Here is a 23,235-nt window from a genome sequence, read left to right on the forward strand (position 1 = left end):
TTAGTGGATGGTGTGCAGTTCGTAGCTGGCGTCGTCGCGGTCCGACGCCGACGGTTCGGTGCAAAGAAAGGAATTCCAGCCCAGGCGCGCGCCGCCGCCGTCGGCATCGCCGCCCAGCGCGCTGCCGGCGACGTCCTCTTTGGCCATCACCAGGCGCACCTCGTATTCGAAGCTCAGCCCGCCGAACATCGTCAGCAGCTTTTCCAGCGCCTGGGCGCGCGCGCCGCCGGGCAGGAAATCGGCGAACGCCGTCTTGGACAACGGACCGATCCACAGCCGGATGCGCAGGTCGCGCTGCCAGATGCGATCGCCGGCCATGGCGGACACGCCCAGCACCGCGCCGGGCCGGCCCAGCTGGGTGCGGTTCTCGGGCGGCACGTGGTACCAGCGGCCGACGAACTGCTCGACCCGCAGGGCCACCTGGAAGTAATCGGCCAGCACCCGTTGCAGGTAGGCGGCCGACACCGGCCGCTGCCGCGCCGCCGCCGCGTAGTGCGCCAGCGACTCGTCGAACACGCGGCCTTCGCCGGCATGCAGGCGGTCGCGCAGCGCCGGATGGCCCACCCCGCCCAGCGCCAGCAGCAGCGGCAGGTAGTGGTGATCCTGCTCGGTCTCGTGCCGCAGCGGCATGCGGTACTTCTTCCAGGCGGCGTAGAACAACGCGGCGGCCCGGTTCGAGAAAATGTCGAAGAAGGCGCGGGCGCCGCGGTCGCGCGTGGCGCTTTCGCGGTGGCTCAGGATCTCGGAGTAATGCAGCGGCAAGGCGCCCTGCCCGCCCAGCAGGCCGAAGAACGCCGGTTCGATCTCCACCCGTCCCAGCGTGCCGGCCGCCAGCGCCGCCAGGCGCGCGTCGGCGTCGTGCAGGGCCTGGCCGTTCTTGTCGAAGGCCGTCAGCCCCGCGATCTCGCTGGCGGGAAAGCCCAGCGACGACGAATTGACGAAGCGCAGGTGCGCCGGCACGGCGTTCTTGGCGCGCGTGCCTTCCTGGCGCGCGAACCACAGCTCCAGCACCCGCACGGCCTGGAAGAACTTGAAGCGCTGCGGCTCGGCCAGCAGCGATTCGATTACGCTAGGATCGCGTCGCCGTTGCATGGAGGACACCGTAGGATTTCTTCCGCGCCGCGGCGCGACAGCACCACCAACTGCACGAAGCTGTTGGCGTGCACGTAGAGGCCGAAGAAGCGGTTGAGCACCGCCACGAAGGCATGCAGGCTGGTGCCCACGAAATTGTCTTCATTGATCGTCAGCCGGATCTCGATGCCGCGCACGAAGGTCGCGAACGGCTCGCCCGGCATCCAGTGGGTGGCGGGCTTGTAGTCCAGCCCCGCCAGCCCCTCGATCTGGCGCGCCGCCACCGCCGCGTGCGACAGATCGTACAGGCGCAGCGTTTCCTTCAGCGCCGGCAGGCCACTGTGCACCAGCGACAGGTGGTTCAGTGCCAGGTGCGAGATCAGGCGCCAGTGCGCCGCGCGGCCCTGCTGGAAGCGGTGCGTGTGGGTCGGGCGGCGCAGCATGCGGATCTCGCGCGCGACCGAGCCGCCTTCCAGGAACAGGTCGCCGCCCGGCTGGCCCACCGCCAGGTGCGACGGCAGGTCGCGGTTGGTGCAGGTCAGCTCCAGGCTCAGCGTTTCGGTCTGCGGCAGCGCCGGATTGAAGTCGATGTCGACGATGGACATCTCCATCTCGTAGCCCGGGCTGCGCTCGGCCACCATCGGGTCGCGCCGCGCGGTCCAGTAATGGCTGGCGCCCTCGGGCGTCTCGCCGTGATGCAGCGAATAGAACGGCCGGAACTCCACCACCGAATCGCCCTGCGCGTTCTGCCGCACCAGCCGCACGCGGTCGATCGAATAGACCTCGTAGCCGTAGGCGCGGCGCGCGTCGGCCACCACCGGGTAGGAGGCGGCCGCATGCGTGACGCGGATGGGATCGGCGCGTTGCTCGAACAGGTTGATCACCGGCGTGCAGCCCAGCCGGAAGTTGTCGGCCGAGGCCGATTCCAGCAGGCGCGCGGTATTCGAGTCGGCGCGCAGCCCCTTGACCGGCAGGTGCAGCGTGAATTCGCGCACCGGACCCACCGCGCGCCGCAGCGCCGCCAGGTCGATGTCGACGAAATTGAATTTCTCGGAAAAGACGAAGTACTCGGCCAGCAGCCGGTAGGCCGGATGCGAACTGGCCGGAAAGTCGATCAGCGCGTCGTCCTCGGCCAGCCCCACCTGCGCCAGCGGCACGTCGGGCAGCCGGTTCCAGCGGCCGGGCTGGGTCTCGATGTAGGCCGCCGCGGTGCGCAGGAACAGGCAATCGCGCAGCGCCGCCACGAACGACGGTTCGCCGTGCAGATAGACCCGCAGGCGATCAACGGCCAGCGTGGCGAAGCTCTGCGTCTCGGCCAGGCACGCCAGCGTCAGCGACAGGCGGCCGGTCACGCCCGGCGGCAGCTGCGTGGACGACGGCGCATTGGCGGTCGAAGCGAACGCGGCCTGGCGGATGGCCACGGGCGCCAGCGTCACGTCGTAGGCGGTGCGAAAGCGGCAGGCCACCCCGCGCACGGCATGCGACTTCAATTCGGTGCCGCGCGCCAGGCGCACGGGCGCGGTCAGCTGCGCCGCCACGCCACCCATGTCGAACTGGGCGATCGAACACGACGGAAACGGCCGCAGGTAATGCGGATACATCACTTCGAACAGCGCTTCCGTGAATTCCGGATAGTCGTCGTCCAGCTTCTTGTTGATGCGCGCCCCCAGCAGGGCGAACGATTCGATCATCCGCTCGACGTGCGGGTCTTCGCAGGTTTCCCCCGACAGTCCCAGGCGCGCCGCGATCTTCGGATAGCGCTGGGCGAAATCCCGCGAGGAGCCGCGCAGGAACCCCAGCTCGCGTTCGTAATACGGCAGCAGTTCTTCCATCTTTCCCTTCCTCGCCGGCGGCTGGCCGCCGGCGCCCGCGTGCGTTGATGTTGTCAGGCGGCCGCCGCGGCCTTGGCCCAGCCCTTGCTGACCGAATACTGCAGCGTCGACGGCTGCAAAGTCGCGTCGAACGTCACCGGCTCATGCGCCGGCCCCACGTCCAGCATCGCGGTGATCGCGAAATACAGCACCGACGTGGCGCGGCTGTCGACCTGCAGCACCACCCGCACGTGCGTCAAGCGCGGCTCGTGGCGGGCGATGGCCTGCTCCAGCGACCGGCAGATGAACTCCCGGTCGTAGTGGCTGGCCAGGCTGAGCCCGGAGAAATCCGACAGGCCATAGGTCAGGATCGACCGCTGGCAGTTCGGATAGCGCTTGAGCGACGCCTCGGTGAAGACCATGCGGGTATTGAGCAGGGCCTCGATGTCGCGCGCGACGGTTTCCTTGATTTCCTCGACGGACAGCCGCCGCAGCGCGTGCGGCGCCGGGCCATCGCCATCGAACAGCTTGTCGAACAGGCTGGGTTCGAATCCCTTCATCACGGACCTCATTCAGGAAAACCGCGGCCCGGGAGCGAGCCGCGGCCTTCGCCTTGCCGCGCGGTCGGGGTCAGACCGAGTAGGTCTTGTCGTTCTTGGTCAGGCTCCAGGCGCCCTGGGCATTGCCGCCCTGGTTGCCGCCGACCTTCTGCTGGGTGTACTTCCACTGGACGGCGGCGTACTTCAGCGAGAAGGACTCATGCGGCAAGCCTTCGCTGACCACTTCCGGCGCCACGCGCGAGATGATCACGTACTTGAGCTTGATTTCCAGGTACTTGACGCGGTTGCCCTCGCCGTCGGCGCGCAGGAAATCGATGGTCACTTCGTCAAAGGTGGTGCCGCCGGAAGCGTGCTGGTAGAGCAGCGGGCTGACCACGTCCAGGTCCTTGGTGAAGACCATTTCGCCGTGCTCGGTGCGCTCGGCGGTGTGGCCGCCCGAGGTCGAGGCGGTGGCCGATCGCGGCTGGATGATCTCGTGGCGCCACGAGCCCACTTCGATCCAGTCCGGGTGATCCTTGTCCTGGGACTCGCCCTTGAGCGCAGGATTGCCGAATTTGACGTAGATGTCCTTCATTAAATTACTCTCCAGTTAAAAGCTTTGGATCAGACGGTCATCACGATTTCTGGGCCTGGGCGGGCAGTTCCGCAACCAGGCGCAGGGAAATCGACAGCTCGTCGAGTTGGAAATGCGGCCGCAAGAACGCCACGGCCCGGAACACGCCAGGACGACCCGGCACTTCGGCGACTTGCACCGATGCTTCCCGCAGGGGAAATTGCGCTTTCTGCTCCTGGCTCGCGTTGTCGTCCAGCAGCACGTACTGCGAGACCCAGCGGTTCAGGAAGCTCTCGACGGATTGCGCGGACGCAAAACTGCCGATCTTGTCCCGCATCATGGCCTTCAGGTAATGGGCCACCAGCGACACGGAGAAGATGTATTGCAACTGCGCCGACAGCACCGCGTTGGCGTTGGCGCTGTCGGTGTTGTATTTCTTGGCCTTCTGCACCGACTGCGCGCCGAAGAACGCGGCGTAGTCGGAGTTCTTGCAGTGCACCAGCGGGATCAGGCCCAGGTCGCTCAGTTCCTTCTCGCGCCGGTCGGTGATGGCGATTTCGGTCGGGCACTTGAGCGCGATCTCGCCGTCGTCGGTCTTGAAGGTGTGGGTCGGCAGGTTCTCGACCAGGCCGCCGCCCTCGACGCCGCGGATCGCCGCGCACCAGCCGAAGTCGGCAAACGCGGCCGTCAGGCGCGCGCCGAAGGCCCAGGCGGCGTTGCACCACAGGTACTTGGAATGGTCGGTGCCGTCGACGTCCTCGACGAAGTTGAAGCCTTCCACCGAGGTGCCCTCTTTCGGGTCGTACGGCAGGCGGCCCAGGAAGCGCGGCATCGTCAGGCCGACGTAGCGCGAGTCCTCGGAATCGCGGAAGCTGCGCCACTTGGTGTATTCGACCGTGTCGAACACCTTGGCCAGGTCGCGCGGGCGGCCCAGGTCGGCGAAGCTGTCCAGGCCCAGCAGCTCGGGCGAGGCCGAGGCGATGAACGGCGCGTGCGAGGCCGCGGCCACGTGCGACATCTGCTCGATGAAGTACATGTCCTCGGGCTGGCGCGTGACCTCGAAGTTGCCCAGCAGCGCGCCGAAGGGCGAGCCGCCGAAGGTGCCGAATTCCTCTTCGTAGACCTTCTTGAACATCAGGCTCTGGTCGAAGTCGATGGCGGTCTGGAAGTCGCGCACCAGGTCGCGCTTGGTGACGTTGAGCACCTTGATCTTGAGCATCGGCCCGGTATTGCTCTCCTGGCACAGGTAATGCAGGCCGCGCCAGGTGCTCTCGAGCTTCTGGAACTCGGCGCCGTGCATGACTTCGCTGAGCTGGGCCGAGATCAGGCGGTCCAGTTCGGCCACGCGGGCGTCGAGCATGGCGGACAGGTTGTCCGACACCACCACGGTGCCCTTCATGACTTCGCGCGCCAGTTCGCCGATCAGGTCCTTGGCGCGATCGTGTTCGGCGCTGGACTTGGCCACCCGGCTCTGCTCGACGATCTGGTCGAGCAGGCCCGAGTCGGCGGCGGCCGGGGCGGATGCGCTGTGCGCGGCGGCGGAATTACTCATTGCGGCCTCCCTTGCCGTCCTTGCCGGCTTCGCTGGTCAGTTGCTGCAGTTTTTCCGTGCTGCTGAGCACTTCGCCCAGCAGGTCTTCCAGCTTGTCATTGCCGGCCAGTTTGTTGCGCAGGTCGGCCAGCTTGGTGCGGATGTCCAGCAGCTCCTTGAGCGGCTCGATCTGCTGCACCACCGCCTCGGGACGGAAATCCTCGACCGAGCGGAACTTCAGGTCGACGCCGAAGGTGCCGCCCTCGTCGGTCAGGCGGTTCTTCACGCGGTAGGCGGCGCGCGGCTCGAGGCCGCGCATCACGTCGTCGAAGTTGTCGACGTCGATATTGACGAACTTGCGGTCCTTCAGGCGCGGCAGCTCGGCTTCCGACTGCGCGCTGAAATCGCCCACCACCCCGACGACGAAGGGCAGTTCCTTCTGTTCGATCGCGTCGCCCTTCTCGACGTCATAGGTCAGTTGGACACGCGGCGGGCGTACTTTCTGCAGTCTTTTCTGAACGCTTTCTTTCTTGGCCATTGAGGGCTCCCAGCGGATGCGTAGTGACGAAGGCGCGTGGACCCGGCCTGCCGGGTCCGGCGGGCCGATCAGGGTTTGTTGATCAGATTGCCGAACGGATCTGGCGCGCGGCCCCCGGCGGGCGGGGTGGATTGGGCGGGCTGCGCCGGCGTCGTGGCGCCGCCGGATTGCGCCGGCCGGGCCGCGGGCGCGGCGCCGGCGCCGCTGTTGGCGGCGGCCGGCGTGCCAGCGGCAGGCGCACCCGGCGCGGGAATGCCGGCAGAGGGCGTACCGGCTGAGGGCGTACCGGCGGCGGGCGTACCGGCGGCGGGCGTACCGGCGGCGGGCGTACCCGGCGCGGCGGCGCCCTCATTGCGCGGCTTGGGCGGCGGACGCGTGCCACGCGACGGCGGCTTGCGGCCCTCGGGGAACAGCACGTCCTGGCCCAGCGTTTCGCGCATGGAGGCGGCCAGCGCCACCGCGTCGTTGCGGGCGTTGCCGGCCAGCAGCGCATCGGCGCGCAGGTCCGCCAGCGATTGCATGGCGACGCGCAGGCCGCCCACGGCGCGCACCGTCTTGGCGGTGAAATCGTTCTCGTCGCGGCTCAGTGCTTCGTCCGCGGCGACGATGGCTTCCCCGTATTTCTGTTCATCGAAACGGATCTTGGCGATATACGACCAGGGCTCGCCGCGCGAGGGATTGCGCTGCGCGATTTCCTGGAACTGGGCCACGGCTTCATCGCCTCCCTTGTTGGCCAATGTCTCGGTGGCCCGGGTGATCGATTGCTTGTATTCGGCGTCCGTCTGGGGCTTGCTGGTCGTGGCGCAACCGGCCATCAAGGCCACCATACCGCCTATGAGGAAATACCGGGAAAGTTGCATTTTTGGGGAACGTGTCCGATGTAACCAAGGGCCGCGTATTTCAACAACTTTTTGTTAGTACACCACTACAGTGCATTACGTCATGTAACTCGCCACGAAATATCGCTCAACGTGCCTTCATCTGTATGTTGTCGCAATGATCCGGTATAAAGAGCCATGTCAAAACATCTCAATTTATCGCGATGCTTGGCGGCCTCATTGCTGGTCGCGGTGGCCCCGGTCATGACGGGTTGTGCAGCGGTTTCCGCCCTTGGCGCGGTCGCCGGAATCACCGGCACGGCACTTGATGCGGCAGGCCTGAAAAAGGACCCGAATGCGCCCACTGATGTGAAATTGGCGATACACGCCGGAGAAAATTTGAATGCGAGCAGCGGCCAGCCAACGGCTGTCGTTACGAAAGCATACTATTTGAAGAATGCCGAGGCATTTCAGCGCGCACCGCTCACGCAATTGGTTGATACTGAGCACGAAAAGGCGGCATTGGGCGACAGTCTCATTGCTTCGCGCGAGATCACACTGACTCCCGGCCAGCGCTTCGAAAACGTCGAAAAAGTGCCGAAGGGCGCCACCTATATCGCCGTTGCCGCCTTGTTTTACGCACCCGCGCCACAGCGCTGGAAATACGTGTTCGAGGTCAAATCGGTCGAAGACAGCGGCATCGTCCTGGGCGCACACGCGTGCGCCATGACGGTCGCCACCGGCAAGATCGTGCTGCCGCCCGGCATGCCGGCATTCGATCCTTCCAGGCTGGGCTCGTTGCAATGCCCTGACTGAATCCAGCGTTCGCCCTGGATCCGGTACGTGAAACGTCCTCTTCATATAGACACATAAACGAGAGCCCGCCAACGTGAGTTATTCAGCGAAGATTTTGTGGGGAGAGGGGCTGTTCCTGCGGCCCCAGCATTTTCAGCGACAGGACGCCTACCATGAGGCCCGCCTGGCGGAAATGAGCCGGGCCCTGCACCCGTATTCGTGGGGACTGCGCACCGTGCGCTTCGATGCCGCGGCGCTTGCCAACGGCATGCTGCGCGCCACCGAGCTGTCGGCGATCTTCCCCGACGGCGAAATCTACAACGCGCCCCACAACGACGATCTGCCGCCCGCGGTGGCGCTGGATGGCCTGGACGGCGCCAGCGAAGCGGTGTTCTACCTGGCGCTGCACCCCATGAAGGACATCGGCGGCAACTACCGCGATGCGCAGCAGGCGGAGGGCTTCGACTCGCGCTACGCGCACCACGACCGCCCCGCCCCCGACCTGTACACCAACGCCAGCACCGCCGAGCTGGCGTTCCTGCGCAAGAACGTGCGTCTGCTGTCCGAGCACGAGCCGCGCGACGCGCTGCTGACCATCCCGGTGGCGCGAGTGCGCCGCACCGCCAGCGCGGGCTACGAACTGGACACCAGCTTCATCGCCCCCAGCCTGACGGTGCAGGCCTGCGGCGCGCTGTTCGAGCAATTGCGCCGCCTGCTGGACGCGCTGCAGGCCAAGGTCAACGCGCTCTATGGCTTTCACCGCGAGCCCAGCAAGAACATCATCGAATTCCGCTCGGGCGACGTGGCCTCGTTCTGGCTGCTTCACACCGCCAACGAGGCCTATTCGGCGCTGTCGCACCTGTTCCATAACCCGCAGCTGCACCCCGAGCGCCTGTTCCAGGAGATGCTGCGGCTGGCCGGCGCGCTCATGACCTTCTCGAAGGTGCACACGCTGGCCGACCTGCCGGTGTATCGCCACGAGCAGCCCGGCGCCGCGTTCGCGCAGCTGGACACGATCCTGCGCGACCTGCTCGACACCGTCATCTCGACCCGCTACTTCTCGATCGTGCTGGAGGAACTGCGGCCGTCGTTCCACGTTGGCCGGCTCGATTCCGACAAGCTCGACGAGACCACCGCGCTGTACCTGTCGGTGTCGGCCGCGACGCCGGCCAGCGAACTGGCGGAAACGGTGCCGCTGCGCTTCAAGGTCGGCGCGCCCGACGACGTCGAGAAGCTGGTGTTGTCGGCCATGCCCGGCGTGCAGCTGGTCTACACGCCGCAGGTGCCGCCGGCCGTGCCGGTCAAGCCGGGCGCGTGCTATTTCACGCTGCAGACGCGCGGCTCGCTGTACGACCGCATGCTGCAGGCCCGCAGCATCGCCATCTACGCGCCCTCCGGCATTCCCGAACTCAAGCTGGACCTGATCGCCGTCACCCGCTGACCGGCCCCGATACAAGACGCCAACCGAAAGAGCCGCCATGACCGCCGACGCGCCCTCTCTGATGACCGCAGCCTCGCTTCCGCCCCGCGCCGCCGACTTCTACGGCACGCGCCCCGCCAAATCCCTGCTGGACCTGCTGTACGACGGCTTCCTGATGCTGTTCCTGCTCAAGAGCGGCCAGGAGCCGGCCAGCCCCGCCTCGTTCTCGGCGCGGGTGCAGCAGTTCCTGGCGGACTTCGAGCGCAGCGCCAAGAAGATGGACATCCCGGCCGAGGATGTCTACGCCACCAAGTACGCGTTCTGCGCCGCGGTCGACGAGACCGTGCTGAACTCGCAGTTCTCGATCCGCGACGCCTGGATGCTGCAGCCCTTGCAGCTGACGCTGTTCGGCGAGCAACTGGCGGGCGAGAACTTCTTCTCGCGCCTGGAAGACCTGCGCGCGCAGGGCGCGCCGCGGCTGCAGTCGCTGGAGGTGTTCTACATGTGCCTGTTGCTGGGCTTCCAGGGCAAGTACATGATCGAGGGCCAGGAAAAACTCGGCTACCTGACCGCGCGCCTGGGCGACGAGATCGCGCTGCTGCGCGGCAAGCGCGCCGGTTTCGCGCCGCACTGGCCGCTGCCGGACAAGATCGCCCACACGCTCAAGCGCGATGTGCCGCTGTGGAGCATCGGCGCGCTGTTCGCCCTGCTGGGACTGCTGGCCTATCTGGGCATGGCGCATTTCCTGAACGGCGACATGCAGACGGCCATGGCGCCGTACCACGACATCGTCAAGCTCGGCCCGCGCGCCGCCCACCTGACCATCTCGCTGCCCTGACGGCCCACGCACACCGCCACGCATCATGATCGATCGTTCCCCCACGCCCGCGGGCTACAGCAGCCTGAACGTCGCCGCCCTGTCCCAGAACGCCCGCCTGCTGCAGGTGCAGACGCCGCTTGGCGATGCGCTGGTGGTCGAGCGCATGCGCCTGTGCGAAGGCGTCTCCGAGCTGTTCGCCCTGACACTGGACTGCCTGGCCTCGTCCGCCGAACTGGACGTCGAGCCGCTGCTGGGCAAGGAGATCAGCGTCAGCCTGTTGCTGGCCGATGGCGGCCAGCGCCACTGGCACGCGGTGGTGGAAGGCGTCGATGCGCTCGGCGCCGACGGCGGGCTGGCGCGCTACCGCCTGCATGCCGCGCCCTGGCTGGCGACGCTGCGGCTGCGGCGCGACAGCTTCGTTTTCCAGGACAAGTCGGTCACCGACATCCTGACCGAGGTCTTCGCGGACTACCCTTTGGCCTCGTTCGCCTTCGAGATCACCGAACTGCAGGCCGCGCGCCCCGTGCGCACCCAGTACCGCGAGACCGACCTGGACTTCGTGACGCGGCTGATGGCCGAGGCGGGATTGAGTTTCCGCTTCGACCACCAGCAAGGCGGGCAGCAGGCCGGTGGCGGCGGCGCGCAACACCGGCTGGTGGTGTTCGACACCCGCGCCGCGCGCCCGGAAAACCCCGCGGCGTCGTTGCGCTTTCACCGCAGCGACGCGACCGAATCCGAAGACAGCGTGACGCGTTTTGGCGCGGCCCGCGACGTGCGCCCCAACGCGGTGACGCGCCTGGCCTGGAACGACCGCACGTTGCTGGCCCACGGCGCCCACGCGGCTTCCGACCTGGACGCGGGCGCCGTGCCGGCGCTGGAAGACTATGACTATGACGGCCACGGCCGCCACGGCGGCGACGACTCGGCCGAGCAGCAGGCCGCCCGCAGCCTGCAGGCGTTCGAAGCGCGCATGCTGCGGTTCGACGGCGGCGGCACGGCGCGCCAGATGGTGCCGGGCCATCGCTTCGCGCTGACCCAGCACGACCGCTACGCCGAAGGTTCGGGCAACGCCGTGGACGAGCTCGGCGGCAACCGCTACACCCTGCTGCGCGTCGAACACGAGGCCGCCAACAACCTGGGCAGCCAGGCCGCCCAGGTGCTGGGCGAGGCCGACCTGGAGCGCGGCGCCTACCGCAACACGTTCAGCGCGCAGCCGGCCGCGGCCCCGCTGCTGCCCGCCTGGCGCGCCAAGCCAACCGCGCCCGAGGGCGCGACCGCCGTCGTCGTGACGGCCGAGGACGCCGCCCTGACCACCGGCCGCGACCTGCGCGTCAAAGTCCAGTTTCCGTGGCAGCGCGGCGAGCGCCCGCTGGCGGGCGGCCTGCGCCACCGCAGCCATGGCGACGACGCCGGCAACGCGCCGGGCGACGATCGCTCCGGCACCTGGCTGCGCGTCAGCGGCGCGCAGGCCGGCCCCAACTGGGGCGCGCATCACCTGCCGCGCCAGGGCACCGAGGTGCTAGTGGAATTCCTGGACGGCGACATCGACCAGCCCGTGGTCGTGGCGCAGTTGTACAACGACACCGACCTGCCGCCCTGGACCGCCGGTGTTGACGGCGACGCCAACCATCCCGGCACGCTCAGCGGCTGGCACAGCAAGGGCCTGGATGGCAGCGGCTACAGCCAATGGCTGTTCGATGACACGGCCGGCCAGGTGCGCACGCGCCTGTCCAGTTCCATCGCCGCCTCGCAGTTGGGGCTGGGCTACCTGGTCAAGCAAGGCGCGGACGAATCGACGCGCGGTCAATGGCGCGGCACGGGTTTCGAATTGCGTTCCGACGCCTGGACCGTGGTGCGATCGGGCCAGGGCATGCTGCTGTCGGCCAACGCCCGCGAAAGCGCCCGCTCCACCCAGGCCGATACGCAGGAAGCGCTGACGCTGCTGCGCGGCGCGCAACATGCGGCGCAGCGCATCGACAATGCGGCCACCCAGAGCCAGGCGCGCGCCCTGGCGGCCAACGAACAGTTCAACCCGCTGATCCAGGCGCTGGATCCCAAGGCCGACGGCCGCTACACCGGTAGTGTCGGCGGCCAGCAGGCGGTGAAGGCCAGCGCCAACGAGCGCAGCGGCAGCGATCCGGTCGAACGCATCGACGGCGCCCGGCTGGTGGTCGACGCGCCCTCGTCGCTGAACCTGGCGACGCCCGCCAGCGCCATCCTGCACGCCAGTGAAAACCTGCACGCGACCGCCCAGGCCGACGGCCACGTATCGGCGCGCCAGACCTTCGCCAGCGCCTCGGGCCGCTCCTCCAGCCTGTTCGTGCAGGACGGCGGCCTGCGCGCCATCGCCGCCAACGCGCCGGTGTCGATCCACGCGCACACAGACATGCTGGAAATGCTGGCGGGCCAGGACGTCACGATCACGTCCACCACCGACAGCATAGAGATCCTGGCGAACACCCGCATCACCTTGCAGGCGGCGGGCGGCAGCATCGTCATGGTCGGCGGCGACATCCTCTTCAAGGGCCCCGGCATGTTTTCCGTCAAGGGCGCCTCGCACAACCTCATCGGCCCGGCCAGCGACGCCGCGGCCCTGCCCGCGCTGCCGTCCAGCCAGGTCGGCGACCCGATGCTGGTGACGGCCGAACTGGTGCACCGGCCCAACGCGCTGCGCCAGGCCCTGAATGGTTCGGGCAAGGCGCTCAACGCCGCTGGCGCGTCCGACGCCCTCGCCGCCGCGCCGGCCGCCGCCGATGCCTCCGCCTCGAGCGGTATCGGCTCGGCCCTGGCAAGCGGCGCCAGCGCGCTGTCGGGCGGCCTGACGGCCGCCTCAGGCATGCTGGACAAGGCCAAGTCCATGGCCGGCGCCGCGCTCAAGCCGGTGCAGGATCTGGGCGCGATGGCCGGCAAGGCCATGGGCGCCGTCACCGAAGCCGGCTCCGGCCTGGTCTCGGGCGTGGCGGCCAAGGCCGGCGGCATGGCGCAATCCGCGGTGGGCGCGGTCACGCCGTCACTGATGAGCGGCGGCACCCCGTCGCTGATGGGGCGCGCCGCTTCGGCGGCCGGCAACGCCACGCAATCCCTGGTGAGCGATGGCGCCGCGTCCCTGACGCAAGGCGCCGGCAGCGCGCTCGCCAGCGCCGTGCCCATGCCTGCCGGCCTGGCCAACGCCGCCGGCGCGGTGTCGCAGGCCGGCGCCATGGCCGACCAGGCCACGGCGATGGCCTCCCAGGCCGCCGCGCTGGGTTCCAAGGCCGGCGGCATGCTGTCCGGCGCATCGGCAGCCGCGGGCAGCGCCGGCGCGACGACTTCGGGCGCGGCGGCTTCGGGTGCGGCGGCTTCGGGAGCGGCGGCTTCGGGCGGGGCGGCAACCGCCTCTCCCGGCCTGGCCGCGCAGACCGCCGGCATGGCGTCGTCGGCCACCGGCATGGCCGCGCAGGCGGCCGGCGCCATGGGCAACGCCTCGGCCGCTTCGGCGCTGTCGGCCGCCTCGGGCCTGACGGCCGCGGGCGGCGGCGGCGTGGGCGCGGCCATCGGCCCGATGATGACGCAGGCCATGGGCGTCATGGGCGACCGCGGCGCGGCGCTCGGCTCCGCCGTGAACACGCTGTTGTCGATGCCCGACGTCACCCAGGGCAACCTGCCCGCCGTGGCCGGCGCCATCCTCAGCACGCCGGGGCTGACCAATTCCGCGGTCCCGACGGTGGTGGGCGCCATCCTGCAGTCGCCCAGCATTTCCAGCGTGACGCTGCCCAAGGTGGCGGAAACCATCATGAACATCCCGGCGGTGGCCAACTCGCCCTATCCGGGCCTGGCCCGGCGCGTGATGGAAGCGGCCGGCATCAACCTGCCCGGCGCCGCGCGGGTACCCGGCGACGCCGCCGGCGGACCGGTGGGCGACACGCCGACGCCGGCCTCCACGGCGGCCTCGCCCTACCAGGCGCGCAGCGGCGCCAAGCTGCAATACGTCAACCTGCCACAGGCCGAGGAACGCTGGAACGACGGCCAGGCGCTCACCAGCCTGGACCGCCAGACCAACAAGCCCAAGATCCGCGTGCGCTTCGACAAGGCCGGCCTGCACCGCTTCACGGTCAAGGTCAGCCCGCGCCCGGGCAATGCGCAGTACTCGGCGCGCGAGCTGAGCCGCCAGCCGCTCTACCGCGAACCGAACCAGCGGTCCTACAGCTACGTCACCGATGCGGACGGCACCAAGATCGTCGACGACATCACGCTGCCGGCCGCCGGGCTGAACACCTATCTGTTCGAGGTGGTCAACGACAAGAACCAGATCATCTCCACCGAAGTCGTGGAAACGGTCAGGCGCCTGTACATCCAGGAAATCATGCTGCCCGGCCCCGAGCCGATGCAGCGCCCGCACGGCTTCCAGCCGACCGCCACCGAGTACGCGCGGCACGGCGTGGACGTGGTGCAGCTGCCGCCGCTGACCACGCGCGGCCAGCCCAATTACGATGTGATCTACGACAACAGCGCGGACGATCCGCGCCTGCGCAGCGCTGCCCGCTCGGTGTACGCCCAATCGCAAGGCGCGGCGCGCGAGCCCTACACCATCGTGGCCTGCCACGTGGACCGGCTCGCCACGCCGAAGCCGGTGCAGCCCTTCTACATCCGCGCCAACGCGGGTCCGGGCGCGGGCAGCACGCAGGTCCAGTTCGCCGATGCCGCCGGCGACGTCAGCTTCCTCTGGTACAACATCGACCCGGGCCAGGACTGGTTCCTGGAATGCCTGTTCGAGTACACCGACCCCGCCGCCGGCGTGCGGCGCGCGGTGGTGCCGCGCGATCGGGTCACGCCGGTTCCCTACGATCCGGCCGAGCCCAAGGCCTGCCATGCCGTGAACATCCGCCTGGAGGGGCTGCTGCCCGTGCCGACGGCCGGCAAGATCGTGCTGCGGGTGCGGCTCATGGAAAGCGCGGCGGCGGGCATCGCCTTCTACAACACCAACCTGCTCTGCGTGGCCGCGATGTCGCCCTGGGACCCGGTGACGATGGACTACCAGCAGGAGACCTTCGTCCATGAAATCGGCCACCTGATCGGCATGACGCCGAGCGGCCCGGAATGGGTCCAGGCCCATCCGGACGAAGCCGACATGGACTCGTCCAAGCTCGACAAGGGGCCGTTCTTCTATTCCAAGTGGGGCAACCACTGCCACCAGGGCCTGGCGGCCAACAATTTCAGCGACGCCGACACCGGCGCCTGCGTCATGTTCGGCGCCGACTGCATGAGCATCCGCTTCTGCGTCCATTGCGCCAAGGCCGTGCGCAAAGTGGATATGTCCGGTGGCTGGCCCACGTTCTGACCGCCGGCGCCACGCGGCGCCGGCCCTGGCCCTGCTGCTCGCGGCCGCGCTGGCCGCCCTGCCCGCTTCGGCGCGGACCGTGGGCGGTCCGCGCGCTCCCTCTCAACCCGCTACCCAGACCGCTTCCATGACCACCGACTGGACCGACCCGCCCGCCTTCGCCACCGCCCCCATCGGCACCGTGCTGGACCACGCCTGCATCCCGCCCAACCACGGCAGCGACGACCAATTGAACATCGCCGCGCCCGCGCGGGTGCGGCCGCAGGCCACGGGCGCGCTGGTGATCCCGGTCTGCGCGCAGGGCATCATCCCGGTCTCGCAGGACCAGAAGCTGCCGCGCTTCGTCGCGGTCGACACCCAGACCCGGGCGGTCTACGAAGGCGTGGCCTATGAATACAAGCGCCGTCCGCCCCGCGCCGGCGTCGAGGTCGACGAGATCCCGGGCTCGCGCCCGCCCAAGGGCATCCCGATCAGCCCGGGAATCAGCGTCGGCACGCAGTTCAGCACCGACCTGGCGGCGCAGGTGGGATTGCCCAGGGAGCCGGCGAAGTACGAGGTGTATATCGAATCCAACGGCGTGCGCTCGAACACCGTCACGATCGAGGTGCAGGCGGCGAAGTAGGCCAGGCGCCGCTTTCGCGCTGCCCTAGCGGCCCGCCATGATCCCGATCGAAGCCCTCCTGATCATGGGCGCCATGGCGCTGGTGGTCGGCGTCGCCGTGCTCGTGGTGGCGATCCAGGTACTGCGATTCATCTACTGGGGGTACTGGGCCGACGATGCAACCCACGGCGAACGCCCGCATTTCACCGGGCCGCTGCTGGCGCTGGTGTTCAGCCTGCTGGCCGCCAGCGAAATCCTGCCACTCCACCCGGTCATGGACCGGATTCATGACCTGAATCCAGTGCCGCCCTGGGCCATCGAGTATTACGTGGTGGCCATGCTGGCGCTGATGGTGCTGTCCTGGGTCTATGGAGGCAGGCTCAAGAACCGGCTCTGGAACGCGCTGCTTGGACGGCTGCGGCGTTCGAAGGCGCGATCCGAAGCCTGAGGGCATTCGCCCGAGCATCACGGCCGTGCCGGCGTCAACCCGTCCAGGTTCGCCCGCATCTGGTCCACGCGCGCCGCCGAGGCGGTGTCGGTCTTCATCTTGGCCTCCTCGGCCTTGAAGTCGGTCTTGCCGAAAATGTCCTTGTCACGCGTTCGGAAGTACAGCGTGGTGCTGGCCAGCAGGTGGTCCGGCCAACTGCTCAGCATGGCGTCGTGCACCAGGAAGTCGAACAGCGCCATGACCTTGGGCGGCAGCGGATTGCTGCCAGCGCTGGCTTCGCGCCAGACGTTCAGTAGGCGCTGCTCGGTGGCGCGCTTGGCCTTCATGTCGGCAAGCGGATCCTTGGGCTGGTCTTCCGCGGTCAAGGTGCCGCCATTGCGCACGATGAGGTCGTTGCGCATCTTTTGCATATCGCGCGGCATCTGGTTCACCTGGTCGATGCGACGCACCAGCTCTGGGTTGGTGCGGCGGATTTCTTCCTTGTGCCGTTCGGTCTCGGCGTCCTTCCGTTCGGCGTCTTCCAGCGCCCGGTATTCTTCTTCCAGTCGTTGCCACAGCGGCTTGAACCGCTTGGGCGGCAACTCGCCGCGGCTGGCCACCGCGCGTTCCCAGCGTTCATCCTTCAGGGCCTCAAGCTCTTTCAGGCGGGCAGTGTTTTCGGGCTTTGCCTGCTCCTCGCGGGACAACCCCAGCACGCGGCGGAATTCCTCGTTGTATTCCTGTTCCGGCGTAAAGAAATCGCGGTCCTTGATCCATTTTTCCGCAGGATCGGACAGCTCGCTCTTGAAGACAGGGTCCTGGTAGCGGACGGCGAGCCAGCGCAGGAAGACTTCCATGTGCGGTACGAAATCGACGCCGGGTTCATACTTGACGACACCGCGATAGGCCTCGACCAGTTCCATCGTGTTGTAAGTCTGATTGCCCTCTTTGACGCCGGCCGCCAGTGAGAACTTGCCATACGTACGGGGCCTGGCAACAGCCAGCTTTTCCATGCTGTAAAGCGCCGCCCCATTCGCCAAGGCCAGGTTCAGCATATCGCGCAAGGGGACGCGCGAAAGCTCGGTTCTGGCGCCCAACGAGCCTTCTGGGCTGACGCCGGTCACATCTCCGCTGGATCCCGGATACAGATACTGTTCGCCGCGCGTCTTTTCCAGGCTGTCCAGCCGTTGATTCGAACGCAACTCGTGTCCGGCGGCGAAATGGACACACTTTTCCACCGCGGCAGGGACGGTCAGCGTGCGATCCTTGTACGTCTGCTTTAGCAGATCGGTAAACGGCAGGAAATTCAGGAACGCGTTTTCGTCCATGATCGATGCCACCGAATCGAACAGTCCCAGGAACCGGATGCGGATCGCGGCGTCCGGCGCACCCTTTTCCCCGAGGATCGCCAGATCGCGATCGTGCCGCCGCCGGTATTTCTTAACGACGTCATTAACGAACTGGCGTGCGATGACGCCGCCACGATCAGCGCCAAAAACCGAAATCTCGATGTGCCGAACACTGGTTTCGGCCCTAATGACGTCGTACGCCTTTTTCAACTGCGCCAAGGCCGCGTCGACACGCACGTCCACGCCGGTTCCCATCAGATAGGCGACCGTCTCGTTGTCGCGAATGACGGGCACGCCTTCAAGAACAGTGGTCTTGACGGTCTCCTTGCCCGCGGTCCAAGCCACTTTCAGCGGATTCTTCTTGAATCCTGCCCAGAATCCCCGCACGGTTCCCTTTGCGCGATTGACCATCCGCTCCGGATCCCAGGAATTCCATATGCGAACCACCTTGTCCGGCAGCGTCTTGACGTCCTTGACCACGTCCTTGTAGGCCTTGACCATGGGCTGGAAGGAACCTTCCTTGATCATCTTCTGCGTCGCGCTGCTAAGACGCTTGACCACGTCATGCTCGGGGATCTCATCCATGCGGGAGATGTTCTTGCCCGCGGATTTCAGATTCTTTGCCGCCTCGCTCAGCATCTTGTTGCCAGCGACCGTTACGCCATAGAACAGGCTGTCGTCCGTGGCGTCCTCGTTCAGCTCGGTACCCAGACCGGAACAATAGAATCGAAACCAGTACTGCTTTTCCGGACGTCCGCCATCCTTCGGCGCATAGTGTGCTTCCCACAGCCGGCTGATATTCGAGTACAGCGTCGGGTGCGGCACGTCCGCATCCCGGTTGCGACCAAAACCGTCGAAGAAAAAACCAATGCGAATCACCGCCCCGCACTCGAGGCAATCGTCCTTGGGATAGGCGGCGTCCTGCTCCACCATCGCCTTCAGCACGGAAGCCGGTGTTCGGTCAACCGGCGGCAGTTGTACGCCCTGATCAGCCATTCTTGTCTCCAGGCGGCGTTCCGGCCTTCTTCAATTGCGCGATTTTCTCCTCGGGCAATTCGGCCAATGCCTTGCCCAAATCGCCAGGCTTTCGCGCCGGCGCCGACAGCAGGGCCGCGATCTGCGGATCGGAATCGAAATTCGAAGCCACGGTGAAATAGAAAAGCATATATTGCTGAAAATCGCGCTTTTCTTCGATCCGGTATTTGGTCCAGGCCGTTTTCGTGACCTTCCCCACAACCCGGATCACTTCGTAGATATCGCGATAGCCACCGAACGCCTCTCGATGGTTCTTGTAGAGCCAGTCGGCGGTATCTGCGATCGGAATACGGGTCTGCCCGACAAGCTCACGGCTCAGGGCCATTTCCATGTGCTCATCGGGGTAAATGTGCAACTCCAGATACAAAGGGCCCTCTCCCGCCGGGATTCCCTTCGGATCGAAGTGCACGTTGCCTTCCCTGTTAAACGCCAACTCGTCCATTTTCCCGTCGGTGAGATGCTTGATCGCCTCTTCGCCGTCGATTCCGGACCACGAGACGCTGAAGTCCTTCCCTTTGAGCGTATAGCAGCACGTCACCGAACCTTCGCCCCCGCCCGATCCGATTGCACCGGAAGCGGCCTTCCCGCCTTCGCTGTCCTTGATTTGTACCCAATCCAGGTCCCAGGGCGTGTAGTTGTAGGTGACGACATTCAGGCCCTTGTAGACCGGCTCACCATTGCATCCGGCCAATAACCCGAGACTCAGCAATACACTCACAAACCACTGCTTCATACCGCACTCCCCTCTTCTTGTTCCTGTTCCGCCCGCAGCAACGCATCCCACACCGCGTCGGGCACATGTTCCAGCGCTCGCGACAGCCCCTCGCCCTGGAAGACGCGCAGCGCCGGCGCGATCGCCTCGTGTTCGTCAAAGCGCGGGGAAATGGTGATGCCCCATGCCACGTAGTCCAGCATGTCACGCTCGCTTGCGATGCCATACGCGCGCGCCCTTGCCATCTGTTCGGCCACGCGTTCAACCAGTTCGTCCTGCCGCAATTCGCCCAGCACGCCCAGGTAGATGCGGCGGATCTGCACCGCCAGCTTGTCTGGATAGTCGAGGTCCAACAGCGCCTGGTGCTGCGCCAGTGTGAACGGCTGTTGTCTAGGCGCCTGGGCGGCCGGCCGGCGGCCCGGTCCGGTCCACTGCGCCATGGTGCCATCGCGGCGGGAGTAGCGCAGCAGATTGAATGGGGTCAGGAAGCGCGCACGCTCGGCCGCCGTCCACACCTGCAAGGCCCGCTCCAGGATGCGGCTGTCGTACAGATGCAGGTAGTACTCGCGGCCATCGGGCAGCCCGTAATCCACGTAATACGCGAAGTGCGCCATCAGTTCCGCCAACGGCAAGGGCGACACGAGATGCGTCAGCGCGTACGCCCCGCTGTCGGTTTGGTGCAGCCGCTTCAACAGGCGCAGCAGTTCCGAGGTACGCGGTTCGCCGGGGCCGCGCCACAACTCGAAGCGGGTCAGATCATCGACCTCGATCAGCAACGGCGCGATGTCTTCGTAAATTGCGAGTTCGTTGCCGACCCAGATCGAGCCGTGGCTGAGCTCCGCACAGGCTCGGATTGGATCTGCCAGATCGGCGTGGCCTCGAAAATCCACCAGCAGGAAAGTATTCAATGGGACGCCGAGGTCGGCAGCCCGTTCGCCGGCCTGGGCCAGCGTGTCGTTGAGGCGCGACTCCCACTCCATCATGCCAACCATCAAGCCTTGTCCGTGATCGACTGCACGCCATCCTGCGCATCCAGCACGCATTGCTTGCAGACGGTGAATTGCGGAAAGGCGTAAGGCAGCCGATCCGGCCCGGCGAACTGCTTGTTGCCGGTCTTGACGTCGATGCGGCCCGGCGCGGTCACGGTGATGTTGCCGCCCTCGAGTACGATGCTCGCGCCGGCCGCCGTGGCGATGCGAATGCGCTTGGGCGCGGCGTATTCCACCGCCGTGTTGGCGCTGCCGATCGTGATGTCCTGCTGCGCCTGCACCCGCAGGATGTCGTGCTGCGCCTGGATGTCGACGTTGCCCTTGGCCGAGATCAGGTCCAGCCCGGACTCCGCCCCGCCCTGCTGCAGCCCCGCCACGATGCCCAGCCCCTGGCCCGTGTGCAGGCGCAGCGCGCCCATCACCGCCAGGTTCTGGTCCTTGCCCGAGGACCAGTGCACCGCCTCGCCGGCCGTGTACTGCAGGTGCTGGCCGGCGACCTGCGCCAGGCCCGCGCGGGCCGCCATCAGCACCACCGGATCGGTGGGATGCGCCACCTTGCCTTGCGCCGCATCGGTATGCTTGGCCGAGGCGTCGCCGAGCGCGCCATCCACGCTGTCACCGGCCACCGTGCCCGAGACCGTCCGGTGCATCGCCGCCAGCGGCGCCTTGTCGCCATCGAGCGCGCTGGCGCCCGGACCGCGCGTGCCCTGCACCGTCGCCAGCCGCAGCCCCTGGTGCGCGCCCACCACGCCATCGAGCGAACGCGCCATCTGCTCGGTCTGGCTGGCCAGCGCCTGCACCCCGGCCGCATCGCCGATGGCGCTGGCATTGCCGCCGGTGGCGGTATAGGTGCTCAGCAGCACGCCCGCGCCGCCTCGCACCGCGCCATAGCCATCGGTGCGCAGCTCCGCGCCCAGGCCGCGCAGGCCGCCGCGGTAGTTGCCGGCCTGGTGGATCAGGTGGCCCAGGTTCAGTTCGCTGGCCTGCGCGCTGCTCTTGAGCTGCATGCGCAGCTGGCCGTCGGTGTCGTCGAACACGATCTGGTTGTAGCCCGCGCCGCCGAACTCCTTGCTCTTGAAGCCGCTCAACGCGGCCGCGTTGCGGTGGTTCTCGTCGCCGCCGGCCGCGCCGTGCCAGGCCGGCGCGTTGCCCGAGGCCAGGTTGGCCTGGGCGCTGGGCGCGTTGTCGCGCGCGGCGGCATAGACCTGCGTGTCGGCCTTGGCGCCCTGGCGTCCGCCCGGCGTGGCGGGCGTGCCGCCTTCGCCACGGCCGTTGTACAGCGCGCCCACCACGATGGGTTGGTCGATGTCGTCGTCCAGGAAGCGCACCAGCACCTCCTGGCCGATGCGCGGCACGAAGCTGATGCCCATGCCCGCGCCCGACTGGCGCTGCGCCACCCGCACCCAGCGGCTGGCGGCCTCGCCGTCGGCGGCCCCGGCCTGCCAATGGAAGCGGATGCGCACATCGCCGCGCTTGTTGCGCAGGATCTCGTCATTCTCTTTCGGTTGCGTGCCGCCCTCGGCGTCGGTGACGACCGCGGTGTGCACGCCGTGCACCGACGGCGCGCCCGTCAGGCGCGCGCCGCGCTGCCGCGCCAGCGCGGGCCGCCAGGGCCGGTCGCAGCGCACCGCCTCGAAGCGGTTGGCGTAGCCGACCTCGCGCGCCTTGGCCAGCACGGCCGCGTCGGCGCACAGGGCGGTGTCGTCATGCGGTTGCGCGCCCGGTTCGGCCAAGGCGTCGCCATCCAGCGCCAGGTGCCGGTCCAGTCCGCCCAGACGCTGCACCAGCGAGGCCCGCGTTTCGGGCGGCAGGTTGTTGATGCCCACGTGCTCGACGCGATCCAGCGCGAACTCCGGTTCGAAGCCGGACTCGCCCGAAGGGCCCAGCGACGACAGGTCCTGCAGCGTGAAGCGCGTGCCCGAGCGGAACGTGCGCACCACGCCCAGCCCGACGAAGGTTTCAGCGCGGGCGCGCAGCGCCTCGGTCGCCAGGTCCGCCTGGCGGCGGGCCTGGGTCTCATCCCCAAAGCCGCCGTGGCCGGCGACCTCGTACCAGTCCAGCCCATGCTCGTCGCCGCTGCCGCTGGCCGCGTTGACCAGCGATTGCGCGGCCACGGCGCGCTTGCCGCTGTCGTGCCAGCCCAGCACGGTGATGCTGTCCGGCGTGCGGCGGCGCTGGCGCGCCAGCGCCTGCACGGTGTCGCGCGATTCGGTCGCGGCGGCGCGCTGGAAGCGGATGCCCCCACCGGCCGACTCGGCGTCCTCGGCCAGGTTGCGACTGTCGGCGAACAGCTGCACCACGTGACGCGCGGGCACGCTGTCGTCTTCCAGCACGGTCCAGCCCAGGCCGGCCTCGGCCAACAGGCGCGCCAGGAAGTCGTAATCGGTCTCGCGGTATTGGGTGGTGTAGGGGCGCGGCTTCAGGCCCGCCAATGCTGGTTCGACGTCGGCCGCCAACCGGTAGACATAGCCTTCATAGCCATCGAGCACGTGGCGCACGATGTCCAGCACGGCTTTGCCTTCGAACACGCGGCTGGCGCGCCGCTGCGTGGCCAGCCACAGCCACGGCGCCACGGTCAGCCGGTAGCGCGCCAGGCCGGCGTCGCCCGACAGCAGCTCGGCCTCGCGGATCACGCCGCTGCGCGCCGCGCGGCTGCCATCGGCGCGCGTGGTCCACAACGTGACCGGACGCGAGATCATGTCCTGCAGCGACAGGCCGGCGTTGTCCGACAGCGCCACCACGCGCAACTGGCCCACGCTGGAAAGCGCCTCACGCGCGATCCAGCCCTCCACCTGCAAGGACGCAAGCGCGCCCTCGCCTTGCAAACGGTAGAGTCGGGCATCGGCATTGAACAGGCCGGCGGTTGCGGTCGGATCCATCGGGGAAAA

The 23,235-nt window shown here is 67.7% G+C and carries 17 protein-coding genes; 6 read left to right on the top strand and 11 right to left on the bottom strand.

Features of this window, described 5'->3' with window-relative positions; all coding sequences use genetic code 11:
• The 7 genes from tssG to AC1HFW_RS10160 all read right to left on the bottom strand — a co-directional run bounded on the left by tssG (position 1) and on the right by AC1HFW_RS10160 (position 6,891).
• Positions 1-1,101, bottom strand: coding sequence for a type VI secretion system baseplate subunit TssG (tssG, locus tag AC1HFW_RS10130; RefSeq protein WP_035360461.1), 1,101 nt, complete (start codon positions 1,099-1,101; stop codon positions 1-3).
• Entirely contained in the window at positions 1,065-2,903 is a 1,839-nt protein-coding gene (gene tssF, locus AC1HFW_RS10135) for a type VI secretion system baseplate subunit TssF (protein WP_198483684.1), read from the bottom strand. Before tssF ends, tssG begins: the two co-directional genes overlap by 37 nt.
• Positions 2,904-2,956: 53 nt before the next feature.
• The gene (gene tssE, locus AC1HFW_RS10140) at positions 2,957-3,442 is read right to left on the bottom strand and encodes a type VI secretion system baseplate subunit TssE (protein WP_006395403.1); all 486 of its coding nucleotides are present in this window, start codon (positions 3,440-3,442) and stop codon (positions 2,957-2,959) included.
• A gap of 70 nt (positions 3,443-3,512) precedes the next feature.
• Positions 3,513-4,016 (bottom strand): Hcp family type VI secretion system effector, encoded by a 504-nt coding sequence (locus tag AC1HFW_RS10145; protein WP_006395404.1) that lies wholly within the window; start codon positions 4,014-4,016, stop codon positions 3,513-3,515.
• Between the two features lie 40 nt (positions 4,017-4,056).
• A complete protein-coding gene (gene tssC / locus AC1HFW_RS10150; RefSeq protein ID WP_479283084.1) occupies positions 4,057-5,547 on the bottom strand; it encodes a type VI secretion system contractile sheath large subunit in 1,491 nt (496 codons plus the stop codon).
• A complete protein-coding gene (gene tssB, locus AC1HFW_RS10155) occupies positions 5,540-6,064 on the bottom strand; it encodes a type VI secretion system contractile sheath small subunit (RefSeq protein ID WP_006395406.1) in 525 nt (174 codons plus the stop codon). The genes tssC and tssB overlap by 8 nt, the downstream gene beginning before the upstream one ends.
• Before the next feature lie 68 nt (positions 6,065-6,132).
• Positions 6,133-6,891, bottom strand: coding sequence for a tetratricopeptide repeat protein (locus AC1HFW_RS10160; RefSeq protein WP_479283086.1), 759 nt, complete (start codon positions 6,889-6,891; stop codon positions 6,133-6,135).
• A gap of 189 nt (positions 6,892-7,080) precedes the next feature.
• Between AC1HFW_RS10160 and tssJ the strand changes: the two genes are divergently transcribed.
• The 6 genes from tssJ to AC1HFW_RS10190 all read left to right on the top strand — a co-directional run bounded on the left by tssJ (position 7,081) and on the right by AC1HFW_RS10190 (position 16,283).
• Complete coding sequence (gene tssJ, locus AC1HFW_RS10165) at positions 7,081-7,698, top strand: type VI secretion system lipoprotein TssJ (RefSeq protein WP_081104960.1); 618 nt, start codon at positions 7,081-7,083, stop codon at positions 7,696-7,698.
• Between the two features lie 73 nt (positions 7,699-7,771).
• On the top strand, positions 7,772-9,118 hold the full coding sequence (tssK, locus tag AC1HFW_RS10170; protein ID WP_006395409.1) for a type VI secretion system baseplate subunit TssK: 1,347 nt from the start codon (positions 7,772-7,774) through the stop codon (positions 9,116-9,118).
• Positions 9,119-9,179: 61 nt separating this feature from the next.
• Positions 9,180-9,935: a type IVB secretion system protein IcmH/DotU gene (gene icmH / locus AC1HFW_RS10175; RefSeq protein ID WP_225856627.1), complete on the top strand. Its 756-nt coding sequence runs from the start codon at positions 9,180-9,182 to the stop codon at positions 9,933-9,935.
• Between the two features lie 25 nt (positions 9,936-9,960).
• Positions 9,961-15,234 (top strand): type VI secretion system Vgr family protein, encoded by a 5,274-nt coding sequence (locus AC1HFW_RS10180; RefSeq protein WP_479283089.1) that lies wholly within the window; start codon positions 9,961-9,963, stop codon positions 15,232-15,234.
• A complete protein-coding gene (locus AC1HFW_RS10185) occupies positions 15,215-15,856 on the top strand; it encodes a hypothetical protein (protein ID WP_479283091.1) in 642 nt (213 codons plus the stop codon). Before AC1HFW_RS10180 ends, AC1HFW_RS10185 begins: the two co-directional genes overlap by 20 nt.
• Before the next feature lie 37 nt (positions 15,857-15,893).
• Positions 15,894-16,283 (top strand): hypothetical protein, encoded by a 390-nt coding sequence (locus tag AC1HFW_RS10190; protein ID WP_479283093.1) that lies wholly within the window; start codon positions 15,894-15,896, stop codon positions 16,281-16,283.
• Between the two features lie 17 nt (positions 16,284-16,300).
• Here the strand turns inward: AC1HFW_RS10190 and AC1HFW_RS10195 are convergent, their stop codons facing one another.
• The 4 genes from AC1HFW_RS10195 to AC1HFW_RS10210 are packed head-to-tail and all read right to left on the bottom strand — an operon-like array spanning position 16,301 to position 23,226.
• Positions 16,301-18,607 carry a DUF2235 domain-containing protein gene (locus AC1HFW_RS10195; RefSeq protein ID WP_479283094.1) on the bottom strand — a complete coding sequence of 769 codons (2,307 nt, stop codon included), beginning with the start codon at positions 18,605-18,607 and terminating at the stop codon, positions 16,301-16,303.
• Positions 18,600-19,379 (bottom strand): DUF3304 domain-containing protein, encoded by a 780-nt coding sequence (locus tag AC1HFW_RS10200; protein WP_061070982.1) that lies wholly within the window; start codon positions 19,377-19,379, stop codon positions 18,600-18,602. Before AC1HFW_RS10200 ends, AC1HFW_RS10195 begins: the two co-directional genes overlap by 8 nt.
• A complete protein-coding gene (locus AC1HFW_RS10205; protein ID WP_240320303.1) occupies positions 19,376-20,350 on the bottom strand; it encodes a DUF4123 domain-containing protein in 975 nt (324 codons plus the stop codon). Before AC1HFW_RS10205 ends, AC1HFW_RS10200 begins: the two co-directional genes overlap by 4 nt.
• Complete coding sequence (locus AC1HFW_RS10210; protein ID WP_479283097.1) at positions 20,350-23,226, bottom strand: type VI secretion system Vgr family protein; 2,877 nt, start codon at positions 23,224-23,226, stop codon at positions 20,350-20,352. Before AC1HFW_RS10210 ends, AC1HFW_RS10205 begins: the two co-directional genes overlap by 1 nt.
• Between the last annotated feature and the right edge of the window lie 9 nt (positions 23,227-23,235).

It is taken from the genome of Achromobacter sp. ISS7, assembly GCF_056523125.1.

Excerpts from the sequence above, each read along its gene's own strand:
- AC1HFW_RS10145 (WP_006395404.1), bottom strand. The coding sequence starts at position 4,016 with ATGAAGGACATCTACGTCAAATTCGGCAATCCTGCGCTCAAGGGCGAG.
- tssE (WP_006395403.1), bottom strand. The coding sequence starts at position 3,442 with ATGAAGGGATTCGAACCCAGCCTGTTCGACAAGCTGTTCGATGGCGAT.
- AC1HFW_RS10210 (WP_479283097.1), bottom strand. The coding sequence starts at position 23,226 with ATGGATCCGACCGCAACCGCCGGCCTGTTCAATGCCGATGCCCGACTC.
- tssJ (WP_081104960.1), top strand. The coding sequence starts at position 7,081 with ATGTCAAAACATCTCAATTTATCGCGATGCTTGGCGGCCTCATTGCTG.
- tssF (WP_198483684.1), bottom strand. The coding sequence starts at position 2,903 with ATGGAAGAACTGCTGCCGTATTACGAACGCGAGCTGGGGTTCCTGCGC.
- AC1HFW_RS10160 (WP_479283086.1), bottom strand. The coding sequence starts at position 6,891 with ATGGTGGCCTTGATGGCCGGTTGCGCCACGACCAGCAAGCCCCAGACG.
- icmH (WP_225856627.1), top strand. The coding sequence starts at position 9,180 with ATGACCGCAGCCTCGCTTCCGCCCCGCGCCGCCGACTTCTACGGCACG.
- tssB (WP_006395406.1), bottom strand. The coding sequence starts at position 6,064 with ATGGCCAAGAAAGAAAGCGTTCAGAAAAGACTGCAGAAAGTACGCCCG.
- AC1HFW_RS10180 (WP_479283089.1), top strand. The coding sequence starts at position 9,961 with ATGATCGATCGTTCCCCCACGCCCGCGGGCTACAGCAGCCTGAACGTC.
- AC1HFW_RS10195 (WP_479283094.1), bottom strand. The coding sequence starts at position 18,607 with ATGGCTGATCAGGGCGTACAACTGCCGCCGGTTGACCGAACACCGGCT.
- AC1HFW_RS10190 (WP_479283093.1), top strand. The coding sequence starts at position 15,894 with ATGATCCCGATCGAAGCCCTCCTGATCATGGGCGCCATGGCGCTGGTG.
- tssC (WP_479283084.1), bottom strand. The coding sequence starts at position 5,547 with ATGAGTAATTCCGCCGCCGCGCACAGCGCATCCGCCCCGGCCGCCGCC.
- AC1HFW_RS10205 (WP_240320303.1), bottom strand. The coding sequence starts at position 20,350 with ATGGTTGGCATGATGGAGTGGGAGTCGCGCCTCAACGACACGCTGGCC.
- AC1HFW_RS10200 (WP_061070982.1), bottom strand. The coding sequence starts at position 19,379 with ATGAAGCAGTGGTTTGTGAGTGTATTGCTGAGTCTCGGGTTATTGGCC.